The sequence below is a fragment of the Olleya marilimosa CAM030 genome, from assembly GCF_000518485.1.
In the GTDB taxonomy this organism is placed as follows: domain Bacteria; phylum Bacteroidota; class Bacteroidia; order Flavobacteriales; family Flavobacteriaceae; genus Olleya; species Olleya marilimosa.
Window position 1 is genome coordinate 20,837 of record NZ_JADR01000001.1, and the last position, 23,342, is coordinate 44,178.

General features: G+C 31.9%; 13 protein-coding genes and 1 pseudogene. 5 read left to right on the top strand and 9 right to left on the bottom strand.

The genetic code is table 11. The features are described 5' to 3' along the window. Positions 1-29: 29 nt before the first annotated feature. The 3 genes from M890_RS0100120 to M890_RS0100130 are packed head-to-tail and all read left to right on the top strand — an operon-like array spanning position 30 to position 2,412. Positions 30-1,427, top strand: a complete 1,398-nt coding sequence (locus M890_RS0100120) for a M20/M25/M40 family metallo-hydrolase (RefSeq protein WP_028281575.1) — start codon at positions 30-32, stop codon at positions 1,425-1,427. A gap of 32 nt (positions 1,428-1,459) precedes the next feature. Then, positions 1,460-2,026: a DinB family protein gene (locus M890_RS0100125; protein WP_028281576.1), complete on the top strand. Its 567-nt coding sequence runs from the start codon at positions 1,460-1,462 to the stop codon at positions 2,024-2,026. Between the two features lie 11 nt (positions 2,027-2,037). After that, the gene (locus M890_RS0100130) at positions 2,038-2,412 is read left to right on the top strand and encodes a glyoxalase/bleomycin resistance/extradiol dioxygenase family protein (protein WP_028281577.1); all 375 of its coding nucleotides are present in this window, start codon (positions 2,038-2,040) and stop codon (positions 2,410-2,412) included. A 23-nt stretch (positions 2,413-2,435) separates the two neighbouring features. On the opposite strand, the gene M890_RS0100135 is transcribed toward M890_RS0100130, so the two are convergent. Both M890_RS0100135 and lysA read right to left on the bottom strand, forming a co-directional pair. Next, positions 2,436-3,938, bottom strand: coding sequence for a sensor histidine kinase (locus M890_RS0100135; protein WP_051437413.1), 1,503 nt, complete (start codon positions 3,936-3,938; stop codon positions 2,436-2,438). A gap of 231 nt (positions 3,939-4,169) precedes the next feature. After that, positions 4,170-5,390 (bottom strand): annotated as a pseudogene (gene lysA, locus M890_RS0100140) (diaminopimelate decarboxylase); the annotation flags it as partial. Positions 5,391-5,576: 186 nt separating this feature from the next. Here lysA and sucC point away from each other — a divergent pair. Beyond that, the gene (gene sucC, locus M890_RS0100145) at positions 5,577-6,767 is read left to right on the top strand and encodes an ADP-forming succinate--CoA ligase subunit beta (RefSeq protein ID WP_028281580.1); all 1,191 of its coding nucleotides are present in this window, start codon (positions 5,577-5,579) and stop codon (positions 6,765-6,767) included. 93 nt (positions 6,768-6,860) lie between these two features. Here the strand turns inward: sucC and M890_RS0100150 are convergent, their stop codons facing one another. Continuing rightward, positions 6,861-7,193, bottom strand: a complete 333-nt coding sequence (locus M890_RS0100150; RefSeq protein WP_028281581.1) for a DUF1456 family protein — start codon at positions 7,191-7,193, stop codon at positions 6,861-6,863. Between the two features lie 436 nt (positions 7,194-7,629). Here M890_RS0100150 and M890_RS0100155 point away from each other — a divergent pair, with 436 nt between their 5' ends. After that, positions 7,630-8,031: a hypothetical protein gene (locus M890_RS0100155; protein ID WP_028281582.1), complete on the top strand. Its 402-nt coding sequence runs from the start codon at positions 7,630-7,632 to the stop codon at positions 8,029-8,031. A gap of 59 nt (positions 8,032-8,090) precedes the next feature. Here M890_RS0100155 and uvrB read toward each other — a convergent pair whose 3' ends face one another. The 6 genes from uvrB to M890_RS0100185 form a co-directional block, all read right to left on the bottom strand. Beyond that, positions 8,091-10,094: an excinuclease ABC subunit UvrB gene (gene uvrB, locus M890_RS0100160; protein ID WP_028281583.1), complete on the bottom strand. Its 2,004-nt coding sequence runs from the start codon at positions 10,092-10,094 to the stop codon at positions 8,091-8,093. A 102-nt stretch (positions 10,095-10,196) separates the two neighbouring features. Then, on the bottom strand, positions 10,197-10,739 hold the full coding sequence (locus M890_RS0100165; RefSeq protein ID WP_028281584.1) for a hypothetical protein: 543 nt from the start codon (positions 10,737-10,739) through the stop codon (positions 10,197-10,199). A gap of 26 nt (positions 10,740-10,765) precedes the next feature. After that, positions 10,766-13,096, bottom strand: coding sequence for a T9SS type B sorting domain-containing protein (locus tag M890_RS0100170; protein WP_028281585.1), 2,331 nt, complete (start codon positions 13,094-13,096; stop codon positions 10,766-10,768). Positions 13,097-13,154: 58 nt separating this feature from the next. Further along, a complete protein-coding gene (locus tag M890_RS0100175) occupies positions 13,155-17,972 on the bottom strand; it encodes a T9SS type B sorting domain-containing protein (protein WP_036596965.1) in 4,818 nt (1,605 codons plus the stop codon). A gap of 124 nt (positions 17,973-18,096) precedes the next feature. Further along, on the bottom strand, positions 18,097-19,935 hold the full coding sequence (locus tag M890_RS0100180; RefSeq protein ID WP_036596967.1) for a T9SS type B sorting domain-containing protein: 1,839 nt from the start codon (positions 19,933-19,935) through the stop codon (positions 18,097-18,099). A 33-nt stretch (positions 19,936-19,968) separates the two neighbouring features. Beyond that, complete coding sequence (locus M890_RS0100185) at positions 19,969-23,310, bottom strand: T9SS type B sorting domain-containing protein (protein WP_028281588.1); 3,342 nt, start codon at positions 23,308-23,310, stop codon at positions 19,969-19,971. Positions 23,311-23,342: the final 32 nt, after the last annotated feature.

A 23,342-nucleotide genomic window follows, 5' to 3' on the forward strand; every position in this document is an offset into this window, starting at 1 on the left:
ATACTATCTTTAAAGTAAAATTACCAACCATGAAAAAACTAACAATTCTTCTAACACTTTTAGTGTCTATTAATGTTTTAGCACAAACAGACCAAGACGCATTAAAAACAATATATAGTCAGTCCTTAACCAATGGTAAAGCCTACCAATGGTTAGACTATTTATCAAATCAAATAGGAGGACGATTATCAGGATCTGTAAACGCAGAAAAAGCAGTACAATACACAAAATCCGAACTAGAAAAACTAGGATTAGATAAAGTATGGCTACAAGAAGTTATGGTTCCAAAATGGGAACGTGGCGCAAAAGAGGTAGCACATTTTACAAGTAATAACAACAAATTTGACGTCAATATATGTGCTTTAGGTGGCTCAGTAGCAACTGCCAATTCAGGGTTAGAGGCTACAGTAATAGAAGTAAAAAGTTTTGAAGAGCTTGCTGCACTTGGTGATAAAGTAAAAGGAAAAATTGTCTTTTTTAATGGTGCCATGAATCCAGAATTAATCCACACCTTTGAAGCTTATGGAGGATGCTCTAAACAACGTTATGCAGGAGCTTACGAAGCTGGAAAATTAGGAGCAGTTGGCGTAATTGTGCGTTCTCTTAATTTACGTCAAGACGATTTACCACACACTGGAAGTATGGGTTACATGGATTTGCCTAATGAGCAACGTGTACCATCTGCAGCAATAAGTACCAATGATGCTAATAAACTATCCGAAGCCCTAAAAAAAGATGCCAATCTAAAATTCTATTTTAAACAAAACTGTAAACAGTTTGAAGACGTTTTGTCATACAATGTTATTGGTCAAATTACTGGAAGCGAATTCCCAGAAGAAATAATGGTTGTTGGAGGTCACTTAGATTCTTGGGATTTAGGAGATGGATCGCATGACGATGGAGCAGGAGTAGTACAATCTATGGATGTAATTAGATTATTAAAAGAAAGCGGAATCAAGCCAAAACGTACCATTAGAGTTGTGTTATTTATGAATGAAGAAAATGGTTTGCGTGGCGGAAAAAAATATGCAGAAGAGGCAAAACGTAATAACGAAAATCATGTATTTGCGTTAGAGAGTGACTCTGGAGGATTTTCACCTCGTGGTTTTAGTTTTGATTGTAGTGAAGCAGCATTAAACAAAGTATTAAGTTGGGAGTCTTTATTTAAACCGTACTTAATTCACTATTTTGAAAAAGGATATAGTGGAGCAGACATTGGGCCATTAAAAAATGATAATATTGTTTTGGCTGGCTTACGTCCAGACTCACAACGTTATTTTGATCATCATCATGCAGCAAACGATACGTTTGATGCAGTCAACAAACGCGAACTAGAATTAGGTGCAGCTACCATGACAAGTTTAGTCTATTTATTTGATAAATACGGAACAAGTAACATTCCTCAGGTTAAAGAATTTAAGGATTAATTGTCGTATTTAACTGTTACAAATTTTAAAAAATGAAAACACTAATACTTTTTTTATCAATAATAATTACAACAAGTATGGTTGCTCAATCTGATTTAAATATTCCGTATTATGAGCTTCCTGAAGCATCAGAAAATTTTACTGCTGGTACTGTTGCTGCTAGACAAATAGACGCTCTAGGGTTTAGGTTTTATCATGCAACAGATGGATTATCCGCAAAGGATTTAGACTTTAAGCCTTCAGATTCGGTTAGAACAACAGCAGAAACTATAAAACACATTTATGATTTGTCTAAAATCATTTTAAATTCGACTTTAAAAAAAGAAAATACCAAAGAAGCTGTTAAACTATCTTTTGAAGCACAACGTGTAGCGACTTTAAATAATTTAAAACAAGCTGCAGATATTTTAAGAAGTAGTGACGATATTTCGCAATTCAAAATTATTTTCGGCGAAAGCCAAATTCCGTTTTGGAATAATATTAATGGTCCTATTGCAGACTCTATTTGGCACTGTGGTCAAATAGCGTCGTTTAGACGTATAACAAATAATCCTATTAGTGCAAAAGTTAATCACTTTACGGGAACTGTTAAAAAGTAATACACCTTTTTATGACACCAACTTTACACCAAATCCATCCAGTACTTCCTGTTCAAAACGTATTAGCAGCTTTATTTTTTTATACTCAAAAATTGGGTTTTGATATTGTGTTTGCGGACGACTCTAAAGATCCAAAATATGTAGGAATTAAAAGAGATCATATAGAAATACATTTAAAATGGAAAGATGTAAAGGAGTGGGATTATACTATTGACAGACCTAGGTTGCGTATTGTTACACAGCATGTTGACATTTTACATCAAGAGTATAATTTTAAAAATGTGTTTCCGAAGGAGACAAAAGTTATAAAAACAGAATGGGGAACAAAAGAGTTTTCGTTTTATGATTTATATAAAAACGGGTTAACATTTTATCAAAATAGTTAAGCCATAAAAGCTTAAGAAGGTATTTAGTTTTTAAAATAAATAGTAAATGTAGTGCCTTTGCCTACAGTACTTTCTACCTCAATTTTTCCACCTATAGCATCAATTTGATTTTTAACAATAAATAGACCTAAGCCTCTAGAGTCTTCATGTTTATGAAAAACATTATACATGCCAAACAGTTTGTCTTTATGTTTTTCTAAATCAATACCTTGACCGTTATCACTAATTGTTAATGTTGTGTACTCACTAGTCTGATTGGCATTTAATTTTATAACAGGATCAACATCAGGTCTTTTATACTTTATAGAGTTGGTTAAAAAGTTTATTAAAATACTATCTAAATATGCAGGTAAACCTTTAACATTTAAGTCATCTTTAATTAATATTTGAATATCAACATTGTGTGATATGGTATAAGCCGCAATGTTAGAGATGGCGTTATTGGTAAATTGTAATAAGTTTAGTTCTTCTAGCTCTTCCGCTTCAAGCGAGTTGTATAAAGCGACTTCATTAAGATTTTCAATAGTTTCATTTAAGTTACCTATTGCTTCTTCCATTAAAGGAAAATATTCGTCGTTAGTATTTTCTGGATAATCTTCCTTTTTTAAACTTAATAGCATTTCAAGGTTTCCGCCATGAGATCTCAAATTATGTGATACTATTCGTGCAAAGTTTAATAGTCTATCGTTTTGCTTAGAGCTAATAGATAACAATTCAGATATTTTATTTTTACTGCGTTTTATTTCTGTAATATCATTGATATTTGCAATAAAATGTTGGGGATGTCCGTTATTATCTCTTACAATAGTTGAAGATAATATGCAATGGACCACTTTTCCATTTTTATGGATATATCTCTTTTCTATTTCAAAATTATCTGATTTTCCAGACAGTACTAACTCTAATTCTTTACGACCTATTGATAGGTCTTTGGGGTGTGTTATATCTTTGAAGTTTAGTAGTAATAACTCTTCTTTGCTATATCCTAAAATGCGACAAATACTATTATTTACGTTAAGCCATCCTCCAGTTAGGCTAACTTTAGCCATTCCTGTTAATGAATTATCAAAAAGAGATCTGAATTCTTTTTCTTTAATAGCTATTTTTTTAGTTTGCACTGTTTTTTGAGTAATATCTTGAAATACACCTCTTAACGCTACGCATTTTCCGTTTTCTAATTTAGGATGTCCAATAGATCTTACCCATTTTTCTTCTCCCTTAGATGTTACAATTATAAACTCGTCATCAAAATTTTCACCATTATTTAAAGCGTTATTAAATAATTTTAATATTCTAATTCTATTAGAACCTTCTTTATAAAAGTTAATAGCAGTATCAACATTTGGTGTGTAATTAATGGATACGTCATGTATTTTTTTAGTGACACTACTCCATTTAAGAATATTAGTTTTTAAGTTTAACTCCCATGATCCAATAGCTAGAGCATCTTCAATGGAGTTTAAAAAACTTTTGTCAAGAATTTCATCAGATAATATTTCATTATAATTATTATTATCAATTTGCATACTTAGGGAATTAGGGAAAAGCTATTAATCTATAATACAAAGCGCATTTGTTTTATATATTGGCGAATCTAAACAAAATCTTAGTTAAAATACAAATTTTTAGGTTAAAACGCTTAAATTTTAACTTATTTGTAGGTTTAAGATTACTTTTTTATTCGTTGTTTTATATTGTATGGATAAAAAAATAGCCAATTTTTTTACAAAAAATTGGCTATTCAATGGTTGTGTTAATTACTTTTTAAATTTAATTTCGACTTGATTATGTAGTAAGTCTTCAAAAGTTTCTCGTTTTCTTATTAAATGCGCTTCGCCTTTATAAACCAGTACCTCTGCAGGTCTATATCTTGAGTTATAGTTACTAGCCATAGAGTAGCAATACGCTCCAGCATTACTAAAGGCTAAGATGTCTCCTTCGTTAATTTCAGATATGCGTCTGTTGTTTGCAAACGTATCCGTTTCGCATATATATCCAACCACACTATAAAAGCGTTCTCGACCTTTTGGGTTTGAGATATTTCTTATTTCATGTTGTGATCCATACAACATTGGTCTTATTAAGTGGTTAAAGCCACTATCTACTTGTGCAAAAACGGTTGAGGTTGTTTGTTTTACAACATTTACATTAACTAAAAACTGTCCAGCCTCACTAACTAAAAATTTTCCTGGCTCAAAAGCTAGGGTTAATGGTTTGCCATAATCTTTACAAAACTGATTAAATCTTGCACTTAGTTTTTCACCTAGCTCTTCAATATTGGTTTCAATATCACCAGCTTTATATGGGACTTTAAAACCAGATCCAAAATCTATAAATTGTAAGTTTTTAAAATTTTTAGCAGTATCAAATAAAATTTCGCTAGCATATAAAAAAACATCAATATCCAAAATATCGCTACCTGTATGCATATGGATACCATTAATATTCATGTTAGTATTATCTACTATTCTTAAAATATGTGGTATTTGATGTATGGAAATCCCAAATTTACTATCAATATGACCAACAGATATATTGGTGTTTCCACCTGCCATAACATGCGGATTAATCCTAATACAGACTGGTGTGTTTGGGTGTTTTGTGCCAAACTGTTCAAGGATAGATAAGTTATCAATATTTATTTGACAACCTAACTTAGCTACACTTTCAATTTCATGTAAGGAGACTCCATTTGGTGTAAAAATTATATTTTCGGCTTTAAAGCCTGCAGCAAGACCTAATTGCACCTCTTGTATAGATACAGTATCCAAACCTGCACCTAATTGTTTCATTAATTTTAATACAGATATATTTGACAATGCTTTAACAGCATAATTAATTTTTAGTTGTTTAACATTTTTAAAAGCAGCAGTTAGTCTGTTATATTGTTGCTCAATTTTGTCTGCATCATATATGTAAACAGGACTTCCAAAATCTTTTGCTATCTGTATTAATTGATTGTTTTGCATCTCTAATTTTTTTTCAAAGTTATTTTTTTAAGCCTATTTAAAAATTAAAACATCATATTATTACACATTTAAAACAATTTGTTAATTATTTAACAATTTAAAAATTGGATTTACTTAATTTTTTCATAATTAAATATTAGGGTAAGTAAATGTGATTATTTACTTTTGTAACACTAAAATTTTACTCTAAACAAGATGAATTTACACGAATATCAAGGAAAAGAATTATTAAGCAGCTTTGGCGTACGTATTCAACGTGGTATTGTTGCACAAAATGCTGATGAAGCGGTTGCTGCAGCTAAAAAATTAACTGAAGATACTGGAACAGGATGGCACGTTATTAAAGCGCAAGTTCATGCTGGTGGACGTGGTAAAGGTGGTGGAGTTAAGTTGGCTAAAAACTTAGACGCAGTTAAAACTATCGCTGGAGAAATTATAGGAATGGATTTGGTAACACCTCAAACCTCTGCAGAAGGTAAACGAGTACACCAAGTATTAGTATGTGAAGATGTATACTATCCTGGAGATTCTGAGACAGAAGAATATTATATGTCAGTATTATTAAATAGATCTAATGGACGTAACATGATTATGTATTCTACTGAAGGTGGAATGGATATTGAAACTGTTGCTGAAGAAACACCTCATTTAATTTTTACAGAAGAAATTGATCCAGCAACTGGAATCTTACCTTTTCAAGCACGTAAAATTGCTTTTAACTTAGGGTTGTCTGGAGCAGCTTTTAAAGATATGACTAAATTTGTAACAGCATTATATACTGCTTACGATAAGTCAGACTCTTCATTATTTGAAATCAACCCAGTTTTAAAAACTAGTGATGATAAAATAATGGCAGTTGATGCTAAAGTAACAATTGACGATAACGCATTATTTAGACATAAAGATTTAGCAGCAATGCGCGATTTACGCGAAGAAAATGCTATTGAAGTAGAAGCAGGAGAACAAGGACTTAACTATGTTGACCTTGACGGAAACGTGGGTTGTATGGTAAATGGTGCTGGTTTAGCTATGGCAACTATGGATTTAATTAAGCAAGCAGGTGGAGAGCCAGCTAACTTTTTAGATGTTGGTGGTACTGCAGATGCAGCAAGAGTAGAAATTGCTTTTGAACTTATTTTAAGAGATCCAGCTGTTAAAGCAATTTTAATTAACATTTTTGGTGGTATCGTTCGTTGTGATCGTGTTGCTCAAGGTGTAATTGATGCTTATAAAAACATGGGTAACATTAATGTACCAATTATTGTACGTTTACAAGGTACTAATGCAGATATCGCTAAAAAATTAATTGACGATTCTGGATTAGATGTTATGAGTGCTACAGAGTTCCAAGAAGCAGCAGACAAAGTACAAGCAGTATTAGCTTAATACTTTAATTTATATAAAAAAAGAGCAACTTAAATAGTTGCTCTTTTTTTTTGGACTAAAATTGATTATCCATTTGCCTAATGTAATTTTAAATTACTTATCATCTTTTTTAGGACGTGTATTAGGCTTATTAAAATTCTTTTTATTGTTAAAGGATTTATTTTTCGCTTTCGCTGAAACTTCGCCTTTAGGTTTTTCTCCTTTTTTAGGCATTGGACCTCTTAAATGAATAACTAAACCATTTAAAAAATTTCGTAAAATTTGATCACCACATTCTACATAATTAGGATGGTCTTCTCTTCTAAAAAAAGCACTTAATTCTGTTTTTGTAATTCTAAAGTCTACTAATTCTAAGATTTCTACAATATCAGTATCTCTTAATTGATGTGCAACTCTTAGTTTTTTAAAAATATCGTTATTAGTCATTTGTCGTGTTTAAAAAGCAAAAATACAAAATACAAAGTATAAAAACAGATTCCATAAGTTTAATAGAATTTCAATTTCGAAAATCGTTTTTAAATTTTCATATAAGTTTAATAATTTTTACTTGATAAGCAGTTTTAGCGTTTGTAATATTTTAATGTTTTTTTTTAAAGGAAGGTATTCAGTTTTATAGATTTTAATTAAATATAATTTAATTAAGTCTCTTAAAATTAATGAATTAATAATTAATTAATAGCGTGTTAAAGACCAGATTTTAGGTTGTAATTGATTATAATTTTGAAATTTTAAAATTTAGATTAGACAGAAATATCTAAAAAAGCGATGTATAACCATGTTATTTTCGATAAGCTACGTGCTTTCAACGATTATAAATTATGTTTTATTCTTAACTTTATGATGTATAACTTATCCCTTATATATGCCTAACAGAATAGAAAAATTAAGTCTATTATCAGAAATGATTGCTTTTGCAAAAAGTGATGACAGTATAAAATCTGTTGAATACAACTTTTTGTTAGCAGTTGCACAACAGTTAGAAGTTTCTAGAGAAGATTTTGATCACCTTATTAATAATCCTGTTAATAGAATGGTTTTAAAATCTCATAGTGAGCGTATTGTCCAATTCCATAGAATGGTATTGTTAATGCATGTTGATCAAGAACGTACACAACAAGAGTTGGCTAAACTGTATAATTATGGATTACGCATGGGATTAAACCATGAGTCCATTACTAAGGTATTATACCTAATGGAGGGTTTTCCGGATATGATGGTTCCTGCTGAGGTTTTGATAGACATCTTTAAAGTACAATATAATTAACTATATATATAGTACTTGATTACTACAGTACACTGTAAGCTTAGTTTAGGTATGTATAATTATGCTTTCAACTCTTCAAGTTTACCTTGAAACATTTTAATTTCATCACGTAATTTAGCTGCAATAATAAAGTCTAATTGCTTGGCAGCTTCCTCCATCATTTTACGTTTTTCTCTAATTTTCTTTTCTAATTCACCTTTAGATAAATACTCACTTTCAGGCTCTGCTGCTCGTGCAGCTTCTAACTCATAACTATAAGTACTAACCGAGTTTTGTGTTAAAGCACTGTCTAAGCTTTTGTTTAATGCCATAGGCACTAATTTGTGTTTTGTATTATAGGCTATTTGTTTTTCACGTCTATACTCGGTTTCGTCAATAGTTTTTTGCATACTGTTGGTTATTTTGTCAGCATACATAATTGCTTTTCCGTTAAGGTTTCGTGCTGCACGACCAACGGTTTGGGTTAAAGATCTTGCAGATCTTAAAAAGCCTTCTTTATCTGCATCTAAAATAGCTACTAAAGAGACCTCAGGTAAATCTAAACCTTCACGTAGTAAGTTTACACCAACCAAAACATCATAAATTCCTTTACGTAGATCTTGCATGATTTGAACACGCTCTAAAGTATCCACATCACTGTGTATGTAATTAACACGAATATTGATTCGGGTTAAATATTTAGTCAATTCTTCTGCCATACGCTTGGTTAACGTTGTGACCAAAGTACGTTCGTCTTTTTCTATGCGTTGTTGTATTTCTTCAATTAAATCATCAATTTGATTTAGACTAGGTCTTACTTCAATAATTGGATCTAATAGACCTGTTGGACGTATCACTTGCTCCACATAAAGTCCATCCGTTTTTTGAAGCTCATAATCTGCAGGTGTAGCACTTACGTATATTACTTGATTTTGCAAGGCTTCAAATTCTTCAAATTTTAAAGGTCTGTTGTCCATTGCAGCAGGCAATCTAAAACCGTAATCGACTAAGTTTTCCTTTCTGCTTCGGTCACCACCATACATGGCATGTACTTGAGATACAGTTACGTGACTCTCATCCACAACCATTAGGTAATCATCCGGAAAATAGTCTAATAAACAGAAAGGTCTTGTACCAGGCTCACGACCATCAAGGTAACGAGAGTAATTTTCAATTCCAGAACAATATCCTAACTCACGTATCATTTCTAAATCAAACTCGGTACGTTCTTTTAATCGTTTTGCTTCTAGGTGTTTTCCTATTTCTTTAAAGTAATCGTATTGTTTAACTAAATCGTCTTGAATAGATTTTATAGCATTTTGTAACACGTCAGGAGAGGTTACAAACATATTTGCAGGATAGATTGTTAGTCTATCGTATTTTTCTACAATTTCGTTTGTTTGAATATTAAAGGATTCAATCTCTTCAATTTCATCTCCAAAAAAGTGAATTCTAAACGCATCATCAGCATAACTCGGAAAAATATCAACTGTATCTCCTTTTATTCTGAAATTTCCATGTTTAAAGTCAGCTTCCGTACGTGAGTATAAACTTTGTACTAGCTGATGTAATAATTTAGTACGCGAAATTTGTTGATCAACTTCAATTGAAATTACATTTTTTTGAAATTCGACTGGATTACCAATACCATATAGACAAGATACTGATGCTATAACGATGACATCACGACGTCCAGATAATAGGGAAGAGGTTGTGCTTAATCGCATTTTCTCTATCTCTTCGTTTATAGATAAATCTTTTTCTATGTAAACACCAGAGGTTGGTATATAGGCTTCAGGTTGGTAATAATCATAATAAGACACAAAATACTCAACAGCATTATCAGGAAAAAATTGTTTAAACTCTGAGTACAACTGTGCTGCTAACGTTTTGTTATGTGCTAAAACCAGTGTTGGCTTTTGTGTTTCTTCAATAACATTGGCAACAGTAAATGTTTTACCAGAACCAGTCACACCAAGTAACGTTTGGTATTTATCTTGTCCATTTAATCCACCAACCAATTGTTTAATGGCTTGAGGTTGATCTCCTGTAGGTTTAAACTCTGATTTTATCTTGAATTTCATAATGTAAAATTACAGAATAATAAGCAGTTATTTATTTAAAGGAAGGTTAAAGGTTTTAGGTTGATAAAACAGACACATCACCTGTAATGGTTAACCTTAAATTTAATTATTAGATTTTTTAACGTATTGGTTTACTGCTTTTTTTGCTAATACAAAACCAACTACTAAGCCAAAATAGTTAATATAAGGTATGTCTAATGTTTTAGAAATTAATCCTCCTAAAATAAAACCTAAAAGTGTACCTAAAATTAAAACCATTAAATACTTAATCATACTATATTTTGAGGTTTTAACAGCTTGATTATTAGAGTCTCTATAATCTGTTTTATTATTAAGGCTAACATTTAAATTAGTAATAAAACTATCAAATAAATTAGAGAATGCTGTTGGGCTTATATAACCGTTATCCTTTACAACATATCTAATTTGATATGTATCATTATTATTAGAAGCTAGATTAACTGTAATTGCGGATTGCCAATTAAGAGGATTAAGTATCCAACCGCTTAAAAAGGTGTCTTTTTTTATAAACAATAAATGGTCACTATTTTCTTGTAATAAAATGAAATTATAAGCTAAAAAATAATTTTTAATAGTTGTAACATCATTAGTATTTAAATCGAAGTTTTTATCAAAGTCGGACATACAGTCAAGTTGTTTTAAAAAACAAGTTAACGAATTAAACTAAAATGACCTCTAATTTTTTGACCATTAGATCTAGAAACTAAATACCAGTAATCATTAGTAGGTAATAATTGTCCATTTAACGTTCCATCCCAACCTGGAGATTGTGGATTTAAAAGGTGAATTAACTTACCATAGCGATCAAATATTTTAATATCTAAATCCGTATTAAAAGTATCATTAATACCTATCGGTTTCCAGTATTGATTGTAATTATCTCCATTTGGAGTAAAAAATTGTGGAAAGCCTAAAATAGCAATGGTTTGCTCTGACATTCCGCAGCCATCAATTTCTCTAACATAAACAGTATGTATGCCTGGAGCCACATTTGAAAACGAATTAAAAGTTTGATACGACCCATTGTCTAAAGCATATTCAAAATTTCCTGTGTTAGATAGTGTTACAGTAATTGTATTATTGGACGTCAATTCTGTAAAAGCAATGTTGTCAATAATAGGTGCTTCAATAGAGGTTACAGTAATGTCTCTGGTATTAGAGCAACCATTGGTTCCTGTAATAATTACAGTATATACACCAATTTGGTTTACATCAATAAAAGAGGTGTTTACTCCTGTGTCTACTCCGTTTAATAACCATTGGTAGTAGTAGTTGCTAGGCGAATCATTTAATACTCCACCAACCAAAGTTATGGTGTCAGGATAGTTATTTAAACAATACTCCAAGGTTTCGTTTTCCGAAATTTCTGGTGTAAAAAGTACATTTAAGTTAACGTCTGTTACAGCATAACAATCCGAACCATTAGTGGTTACTTGTGCATAAATGGTTTGAAAATTTGGAATTGTAGACTCGAAGTTTGTTGGCAACGGATTATTTTCCGCGAAAGCGTCTTCTTGAGTTAAGTAATAACTAATTGTAGCTCCTGCAGGAACTAAAGGTGTAATTTGAGAGCTTACTTGGCTTAAATCAAAAGTGGTTAATCCATCAATAGTGGCATCGTCACAAGCGTCTAAACTATAAGTTGGTAAATTATTATTTGAAATTTGTAACGTAATCTGACTTATAGCTGTACAGCTAGATATATTATTAATCACTAAGGCGTATACGACTTGATTGATTGTAGTATTTTGAAAACTATCAGGTGTTGTAATGGCATTTATTTGCTGTTCTGCATCTGATAGCGAATTATAAAAACCAATAATGGATAAATCAGGATTACCAACAGTAATGACTTGGTCTGTGTCAAATAGATTATAGGTTGTGATGCCATCTTGCTCTAAATCGCATTCAGTTAAAGTTGTGGTTACTGTTGTTGGTGCAGGAAATTGCTCGATAACAATTTCGCCATAAGATATACAACCATTAGATAAGGTAACCTCTACGTTGTAAGTTCCAGAATCTGCTACTGTTAGAATAGGATTAATTTCAGTAAGAAGCTCTGTACCATCTTTAAACCATTTGTAAATTATGGCTCCAGTTTGTGTAGCATCTAGGTCTGTGCTTTGGTTTTCGCATAGTGCGTTGTTTGTAGACTCTAATAAATTTGGACCTAAATCTGTGGTTAACTCAAAACTACCAGCTTCTAAAAACACAGCAGAATCGTATCTGTAGTTTTGTTCATCTGCAATTACTAATTTGACTTCGTAAGTGGTATTAGGTACAGTGTTGGCTACTGCAGATAAGACTTTAGTCTGTCCATTAAAGTTAATTGGAGCAGTATTATCATTCCAACTTCCAAAATAAAATTCGTTTTCTTCTTGACAACCACCAGGAATTTCTGGATGTACTGTCGTTACTTTAACAGGAACTTGAGTACCAGGAACTAATGCAATGTTTTCGTAATCTGTTGTGCCTATTTCACGAATTAAAAAACCAAATAAGTCAGAATATTGGCATGTGTTGGCGTTGTTTTCTTGATATTCTTCTGAAGCAAAAATATAATTGAAGCTAATTTGTGTAGCCTCAGAGGTAAATTGAAACTCTAAAATGGTTGCATTTAAAGTGTTGGTTTCGTCTAAAGCAATCTCTAAATCTTGGTCACCATCCCAACCAGAAGCATCATCATCACTTAAAGAATCGTTAGGACCATCAACATTGCTTAAACGTCCAGTACTTAATACAATTCCGCTTTGAAAAGGGAATGTGGTACCTGTTGCATCAAAATATCCATAGCTTTGATCTGAGCCTCCAAAATCACCACCAACAACGTTAGTCACTTGTACATTAGTTATACAACTACTATCAATTAAGATATCCTCTACAAGTTGCTGAGGTGTATAGGTTTGAACATCTGTAACAACATTTTGTGCAGATGTTATACCAACAATTAAAAACAGAATAATAAAGAGTCTTTTTTGCATACCTTTTTAATGGTTTGCAAAGGTACTGAACAATTTATTTTAAATAAATAATGAAATGTTAAAGCTTAAGTGTAAAATGTCCTTTTTTCTGAAACTCGATTGGTCCTTTTTTAATATCTGCTACGTACCAATAGTCACTTGCAGGCATAAGGTTACCATTGTATCTACCATCCCAACCAAGCGAAGCATGTGTTAGTGTTTTAAGTAGTTTGCCATAACGATCGTATATATATACCACAGTACCTTTTAATTGATTAACACCTGAAATGTGCCAATAATCAAAATATCCATCTCCATTTGGAGTAACAAATTTTGGTACATCTATAATAACAACCTCTTTGGTTGTAGAGTTGCATCCATTTAAGTCAATTACAGTTATGGTGTGAGGACCTATTGGTACATTGCTAAAAAAGTTAGAGTCTTGTGGCTCTTGGTCATCAAATTGATATAAATAATCGCCTATACCTGAAACTTCAACAGTAATATTGTTTGGGTCTGAAAAGTCAATAGTTTCAGTAAAATCAATGGTAGCAGCTTCAGATTCTGAAACTGTAAAAGTTGCAGTGGTTGTACAACCAAATTGTGATGTAACGGTTACAGAGTATGTTCCAACTTCAGTAATTTCTATATAACTTAAATTACTATTAGTTGACCAAGTATAGTTATCTGTAGGTATATTCGTTTCGGCAGACACAATTAATGGTAAGTTTTCTAAACATAACACTTGATCTGGTATGTCTAGTTCTGGTTTTCTGTTAACAATAGTGGCAAAGCTAGTGGTATTAAAACAACCTGTAGCGTTATTTTCTATTCTTACATAATACGTAGTATTGTTTTCTGAATCTACTAGTAAATCTGTTAATGCATTAGTATTATTAATAGCATCGTTTTGTGTTGTAAAGTAAGAAACAGTAAAGTCACTAGGGTTTTGACCAGCTAATGCAAAAGTAGTTTGCTGACTTAAATCAAAAATCGAGAATGTGTCAAAATCATCATCGCAATTTTGTAAATCTGATAATACACCTAAAATTGGTATAGGATTAACAGCTAGAACAAATGGTTGTATTGTAAAGCAAGCACTACCTGTATAATTTGATCTAGCAAATAAAGTTGTGTTACCAACACTATAGGTGTAGTCAGTATCTAACGGGTTTTGTTGTGTTTGCGCATCTGTTTGCGATGCATAAAACGTTGTTTGAATGCTTAATGTTGTATCTACTAAAGCGCTAAGTGCGTTGTTTAAATTATAGGTATTGGTATTGTCTTCGCAAATATCTAATACTACATTTGGTGTAATAGTAGGAGGTACGTCTACAATTAAATCTAAAGGGATTTGTGCATAACAATTAGAGACTGTATTAGATATTTTGATAAATACAGTTTGAGGATTTGATGTATTAGTAAAATTATAAGGATCACTGATTTGATTTGTACCAAGCTCTAGATCTGAAATTGATGTAAAATATTCAATAACAGTATTGTCCTGTCTAATAGATAGGACTTCTACTTCTGATTGTGTTAAATCAAAACTGGTAAAGCCATCTAAATCATCATCACATTGTTGTAAAGCACTTGCTACATTAGTTTCTGGTACAGCAATTACGTTAAATTCAAAACTAGTAATGCCTTTACAGTAAGTACCATTATCTACAGTAACAAAAATTTGTTGCGGATTAACGGTTGTTGTAAAGTTATTAGGTAAAGGATTAGATTGTGTTTCGGCATCAGCCATAGTAAGGTGGTAGCTAATACTTAAAGTTTCAGGAGAACCTGAACTGATTTGTGTTGAAATTTCAGTTAAATCAAAAGTTTCAAAACCATCATTACTAACGTCGTCACAAACAAATACATCTGTAGGATTGTTATAGATCGGGTTAGAACCTACTTCTATTTGAAAAGAAGAAGTGTCATAACAATCTGTATTTGTGTAATTTTGTACACGAACATAAATGGTTTGAGGGCTTGATGTGTTTTCAAAAATGGTCGTTTTATCAATAGCATTACTGTTACTATCTGCATCTGCTTGCGATAAAAAGTAAAGAACTTCTTTACCAGTTTGTCCATTTAATATCTCTGCATCTTTATCAATAAAAATAAATTCTCCAATTTGATTACCATCGGTCTCACAATTAATTAATGTTGTTATTGATGTAAAAACAGGTAATGTATTTACATAAATAGTGATAACCTCAACAGAAAAACAACCAGTAATACTATTTTCTATTCTTGCAAAAACCATTTGTGTATTAGCGTTGTAGTTTTGGTAATCTGTTATAGCATCTGTGTTAGTTTCGGCATCTATTTGTGAGGTGTGAAAAGTGATTGTTCTGTCTGTTGTGTCAGTCACCATTTGGTTTATGGTAGTTGATAAATCAATTATAGAAAAACCATCTTGATCGTTATCACAAATCAATATGTTATCAGGAGTTGATGTAGTTGGTGCAGGCAATACATTAATAGTTAGACTAGATGTAGCATTACAACCGTTTTCGTTTTGTACACGTACATAAACCGTTAACGGATTAACTGTATTGTTGTAAAAAGCAGGTAGAGGATTGGTGTTAGCCTGACTGTCTGCTTGAGTTTGAAAATAAGAAACTAATCCACCTGCAATATCTGTTGCAACATAATCGTCAAATGTATGTAAATCTATACTAGTAAAACCATCGTCATCTGTATCACAATAATCTTGAGAGGTTAGTGTTTGAATATCAAATCCCTCGTTGATTATTAGTTGTATTGTAGCATTGTGTGTACACGTTAAGCTATTTAATACAATGTATAAGGTTTTGGGTGTTACATCAACTACGTATGATACATTTTGATTAATTGGGTTTATGTTAGCCAATTGGTCTGCTTCGGTTTCGTAAAAGTCAATAGTAACATCTTCTAATCCGTTAATTATAGCTTCAGCAACTTGTAATAAATCAAAATCAACAATACCATCGTTTGATGCATCGTCGCATTCAAAATAATCTGTTATTTCTGTTCCAGATTCTAATAAAAAAGTGTGCAGCTCTAAAGGTACAACAGATGCACATCCTGTGACGTCATCTTCAACTCTTATATATACTGTTTGTTCGAAGTCATTAGTATTAGAAAAGTTGGTCGGATTTGCAATTGGATTAGAGCCACTGTTGGCATCGTCCAAAGTCTCGTGATATGTTACAGTAACATTGGTTAAGCCTTGTAAAACATCATCAATATTTTGAGTTAAATCAAAAGTATCGTATCCATCTCCATCAGACTCGCAAGCGTCTAGCATTTGCGTATCGGGATTTATTGCAGGATTAATATTAACTTGTATATCTAAAGTTGTGGTTATATTGCATCCAGTTGTAATATCTACAATACTTACATATAATGTCTCATTGCTTGTAGTAGGAGCGTATGGCGAAGCTATTGGATTTAATCCACTTTCGGCATCAGCCAAATTATAGTGGTAGTTAACATTATAATTACTGTTACCATTTGATATTTCGTCATCCTTATCTGTAAGTGTTACATAAGCACCTCCTGTAGAACACACAGTTAAAGGAGTAGGATTGGTTATGTTTAAGTACGGATTAATTATTAAGTTAAATGTCCCAATATATACACATCCAGAAACGTCATCTTGAACGCGGTAATATACAGATTGGGTTGGCGTTGTACTTAAATAATTTACTATTGCATTTGTGTTATTTTCCGCTTCTGTTTGATTAAGATGAAACGTTGTTGTATATGATGCGCTTGGTAAAGCAGATTCAGCTTCCGTTATTTTAGTTGATAAATCAAAGTTTTCTTCTCCATCATTAGACGCATCGTCGCACACAATTATGTCTGTTAATGCATCTGCAAGTTGTATGCTGTTAAGTGTTATGTTAACTGAGTCTTCAAATGTGCAAAAATCTGCATTTAAAGGCACAGTAACTTCTACTGTATAATTACCGTCAGTATTTACTAATAACGTACTTCCATTTTCTCCTGTGATAACAGAGTCGTTAAAAAACCATGTGTAAGTTGCCAAAGGATTGTTTGTATTGGCATCCAAAGTTACTGTGGCATCACAAGTTGTAATATCATCTCCAAGATCGACACTATCTGTAAAGCTATTTCCTTCTATAAAAACAGCTGTATCAAAGTTTCGGTCCGTTTGATCTGCTATAATAAGTTTAATATTATATTGTACGTTAGGTAATATATTTGCAGACGCAGTTAATACTGTTGTACGACCATTAAAATTTGTGTCTCCAATGTTATAACCTTCAAAGTAGGCATTGTTTTCTTCGGGACAAAAACCTACGATTTCGTCATGAATTGTATTGGTATTTACAGCAGTATTTGTTCCAGGGACTACTGCAATATTTTGATAGGGATTGCCACTTCCAGCTTCGCGAATTAAAAAAGCAAATCCATCAGAATATAAACATGGATATTCAGCAAAATACTCTTCTGATGCTAAAATGTAATTAAACTGAATATTACTTGAAGTCGAAATAAAATCGAACTGAATTGACGTCGCATTTAATGTGTTATTAATACCTAAAGTTGCTTCTAAATCGGGATCTGTTCCCCAAGCAACAGTTCCTTCGTTTAAAGGATTAGTATTTTGTGTATTTCCTGCAGAAGCAGCACTACCTGTGGATAACATTATTCCATTTTCAAAAGGAAAACTAGAACTTGCATTTTCAAAATAACCAAAACTTGAAAATCCATTAATACTTCCATTAATGGTGGATGTAATATTTGTTACTTCTACACAACCTTGTACTAAATTATTTTCTACAAGTTGTTGTGCTGTAAATGAGTCGTCCACTGTAATTTGTTGTGCATGAGTAGACAAGCAAAACATGATAAATGCAGCAATGATTGGGGTTTGTAGGTTAAGTTTCATTGACAATAAGGGAATTAAAACCACGATGAATAACATATTTCATCGATAACATGTGCAATGATACATCAATTATCGATTAAACGCAAGAATTATCGATTAAAAGTTTTAATTAATTATGTGTGCCTTAATAGTTTACGTAAACCCAACCTGTTTTAGATATATATTTTGGATCATTTAAATGAAGTACATAAAAATAGGTGCCTACAGGAACTATTTTTCCTTGGTTATTTAACCCTTGATTTATTTGACCAAACCATTTAGTATTGTCATCGCCTTTAAAAATTAATGTACCATAACGATTGTAGATTAATAATTGGTGATTTTCAAAAATGTTATATAATCCTTGAATATTAAAATAGTCGTTGGTCGTATCGTGATTAGGAGAAAACCCTTGAGGAATATAAGGAGGACAATGTTCTGTCAATAAATCAAATTTAAATATATCAAAACATACATCTGTTGTCGCTGTTATGTATATGCTTTGGGGTGTACTATTTGAAAAATAGTTGTTAGGATTTAATATAGAGGTGTTAGTAGATATGTCCTCTAAAGTTTCATGATAATTAAAATCTTGATAGCTAGTTGTGTCTATTTGATTTAATGCCTGCGTTAAATCAAAATGTGATTTATTATAACCTTCATCACATGCTAGTAATGGATTTAATTGTATGGTTTGTGGGAAAGGTAATAGTTGTATAGCTTCAAAGGTATCATTATTAACTTCATTAGTTTCTGTTATAACACCATTGTAAGTACCATCATTGTCCACTGCGATTTCTAAAATAAAATTATCAGGAAAAGTATCTGGAACCAGAAAACTGATTTGGTTAGTTTCTTCTCCACCAATTATAATCTCGCTAATAGTTTGATTTTGGGCTACCAGTATACCGTCTATAAAAAAAGCAATAGGTGTGTTTGGAGGTAAGTTAGCAGTACTATTGTTATTAAAAACTGAGTAATTTACAGTTACCATCCTATTAGCACAAGTAACTTGGTAATTATTTAATTGTATTGTAGCGTCTGGTAGTTGACTATTTAAAACCGTAATAATATTATTTATTATTATTAAATCTGCTCTAAAATTTCCGCTATTGTCTAAGCCTCCTGTAGTTAAGTTAATAGTTACTTCTGTGTCTCCTATAGCAATGTTATTCTCTATGTTATAAACATCCAAATCTGCATTATAAAAATCGGTTGCATTTGTAAAGGTATTAGTGCCATTAAAGGCATTATTTGCTAAATTAAGAGGAGGATTGGATAATACATTGCCATTAATAGATAGAGATTCTCCAAAATTTAGGGCATTATCACCTTCCCAAGCTAAAAAACCAATTTTAGCATTTTCATTATCTAAGACATTTACATTTTCTAAAACGATAGTTTTATTTTGAACATCTCCATTAATAATTTCTAATCCTAAAAATAGATTTACTTGATTTAAAGGCAGTGTACTGTCTTCATAAATAACATAAAGACTCCATCCTGCATAATTGGTCCTATTATTACAATATCCAGCAGTTGAGGTTAGTACTTCTGAAATATCTAAATCTGCAAATAAGTAGTCGCCATTTCCATGCGTAATAACCAAATTGGTAACATCTGCATAGCTAGCAAAATAAGTAAGCAACCCATCAGGTCCAGCATTATAAGTAACATTATATGTATCTGCTGCAATTATTGATTGGCTATTTAATGAAACTTCTGTATCTCCTGGACCAGAACCTGACCAAAATAAATAGGCTGATATTATAGTTGAGTCTGTAGGTAAGGTTAGATTTGCTTGAGACGATGGTAAAATAGAGCAAAAGGATTGTGATAAATTATTTTCGGCTTGATTTAATGTGTTTCCAATTGCAGTATAATCATAACGACCATTAAATTGCTGAAACAACGTTATATCTTGCGCAGTTATAACTTGCGATGATAGATTTAAAATTATAAAAGCAATAATTATACGATACATCAAAAATTGTTTCTTCTTTAAAAGTACAAATAACTAGCGTTTTAAGGTAAAATGATTTTTATAAATTCTGCCATCTTGTAATTTTACAGTAAACCAATAATCATTAGTAGGCATAGGGATACCATTTACAGTACCATCCCAACCTATACTTGTTGGTGTAAACTGGGTTAATAGTTTACCATATCTATCAAAAATTTGAATGATAGATTTGGGTTGAAACTGAGACGACACACCATATACTTGCCAATAGTCATTACTACCATCGTTGTTTGGTGTGAAAAATAATGGAAATCCAACAACAGAAAACAATTGGTTTACTACACCACAATTGTTTTTTACATCCTTAATATTTACTGAGTAAAAACCTGGTTTGACATTATTAAAGGTATTACTTTCTTGATAACCAAAAGACAAACCTTCTTCGTTTATTATTTCGTAAAGATATTCTCCTTCTCCTGAGGCTAAAATTGTGACAATATTATTATTAATGTTTCCGTCAATAACTTCTATATTATCAATAGTTGCAATATTTGAAGACTCAACAATAATGGTTTTAGTTTTAGAGCATCCATCAACAGTAGTTGCTGTTACAGTATATGTTCCAACGGTATTAACAGCTATACTAGCAGTTGTTTGGCCAGTAGACCATAAATAATAATAGGTGTTACTTAAAGGTGTAGAGGCACTTAATTGTATAGTTTCAGGAAACTGATTTAAACAATACAAGAGTGTTTCATCATTGGATAGTTGTGGTAATGGTTTTACGGTTAAAAACACTTGATTTATACCATAGCATGCATTATTATTTTCTGCTCTAGCATAAATTGTTTGATTATATGGTGTGGTGTTGTTATAAATTAAGGGTAATGCATTGGTTTCAGTTAAGGCATCATCATACGTCTCGTAGTAATTTAATGTAATTCCTGGAGGTAGAAGTGTCAACATATCTGTAGAAAAATCTTCTAAATTAAAGGTGTTGATACCATCTTCTGAACCTAATTCATCACACACTATTGGTGCAGTGTAATCCGAAATTTGTGTAACGCTAACTTCTAAAATAACTTCAGTAATTGCTTTGCAACTTGAAGTAGTATTAGTGGTAACAGCATAAATTGTTTGCGGATTTGAAGCATTATTATAAGCTCCAGCACTTAACGGGTTGGTTTCTGTTTCTGCATTAGTCATACTACTATAAAAAGTGGTACTTGTATTAGTAGCATTATTGGTAATATCTGGAATTGCTTGATTTAAATTAAAGGTAGTAAAACCGTCTGGAACGCCATCCTCATCACATTGAAACAAGATTTGGTTATTAGCTTCAGGTACAGGATTAATATTAATAACAAAACTTGAAGTTGTATAACAGTCGGTATTATTGCTGTTTTCTAATCTAACATATATTGTTTCGGTAAAAGGTGTTGCGTTATAATAATTTGTTGGTAATGGATTAGTATTATTATCTGCGTCTAACTGCGTGTTATGATAAGAAATATCATATACAGCAGGACTTAAGGAATTGTAGACTTGAGCGTTATAAAATGATAAGTCTACGGTTGATTGTCCATTTGTGTCATCTCCATCAGTAGTATCATCACAAACAGAATAATCCATTAAAGTGTTTATGGTAGGCGTATTATAAACTTCTAAATTAAAACTAGTGGTGTCAAAACAATTAGGGTTATTTGTATTGTAAACTCTAGCAAAAATGGTTTCAATAGGATTGGAATTAGTGTATGGGCTTTCTAATTGATTTTCGTCTAAATCTGCATCTATTTGTGATAAGTAGTATTGCACATTATATTGAAGTGGATCTTGACCATTTAATATACTAGCCTCTTGTAATTGCAAATCAAATGTTGAGGTTGCATCATTATCATCGTCACAAACTATTAAGTCGCTAGGTTGTGTAGCAACTGGTATCTCATAATAACTAACAATAGCTTGTCCTTCTTTTATTTCACAATCACTAGTAGTAGGATCTATAATGACTTCATAATTACCTGCTTCATCAATAAATAACTCATATGGAATTGCTGGAGTTGGTATAGCGACTTCATCTTTAGTCCATGTATAGATTGCTCCAGGAATAGCTTCTGCAACTAAAGTATACGTATCTCCAGTACATAATGGTAATATTACTGTGTTATCATCATCTGTTGGGATAATATCTATTTTTTCTGAAAAATAAGAGGTTATAAAAGGCGGAAGACCTTGTCGTGATGATCTACCCATTAAGTCTATTACTGCATGTTGATAATCTGCCTCTTGACCTAAGGTGTTTGGACTGTTTATAACACTTAAAAACGGAATGCCTTGATCATAAGTTGCACTTAAAGATCGATAAATCCTACCATTAGGACCAAGTTGTAAAGCACTTCTATACATCACTCTTTCGTCTAAAACTTCTTCTGTTGCACTAATATTTGTGGCAGTTAAATCATATTGCAATAAAGCACCATATTGTGCACTTGGGTTATCAAAATTAGAACCACTTGTTTCGTAATATGTTGAAACGTATAATACTTGATTATTGGGTGAAAACTCGACACCATAAGCAGATTGTGGTTTTCCGCTTGGCGAAAGATTAGTAGGAATATTAATTGAGTTACTTACAATACCAGTTGCAGGATCAAAATCAAGTAGGCGCAATCCATCACTAATATTTGCCAAAGCAAGTTTTGTTCCGTCTGGAGAAAATTTTAAATAGCCTCGTCTTTGGTTTATAGTATAAGGTAATGAAGAAATTACAGGTGTGGTATTAATACCAGTTGCACTAACCTCAAAAGCATAAAATGTGTTATTGTTGGTATCTGTCGCACTTGAATTAGTTAAGGCATCATTACTACCAAAGGTTACTACCCAAATGTTTTGTGATTCGCAATCTTTTAAAACAGCACTTAGTTTTTCGCTTGCTTTATGTAATAAAAATTGATTTTTAACTGTTACATCACCAAAGCCACTATTTAGCGTAATATCAACAACAGAGTAATTAAAACCATTATCAGGAGTCCCTTCAAAAGTGGTGTCTTGGGTAAAAATATAGTAAATATTTGGATCACCAGGTTTAGGCACTATAATAGCCGATTGTGTACTGGATTGGTTACCAAATAAACCAGTTCCATTAGGCATTATGTTGTGCTGCCTGTCATATACATTTTCTCCGTTTGTGTAAAATAATAAATTACCTGTACTATCAGAGATGCTTGTACAACCTTCCTCAGTAGATAATTGTCCATCTGTTAAAGCACTAACCTGGTTAGTTGATGGGTCAAATGTTATACCAGCATTATTTCCAAAATACCAATTTGCAGCTTCGTTTTGAGCAGATAGGCCATGTGCACATAGTACAGCAAAAATTAATAATATCTTTTTCATTTCTTTTTTCTAGCTAATGCTAGTAAAGATAT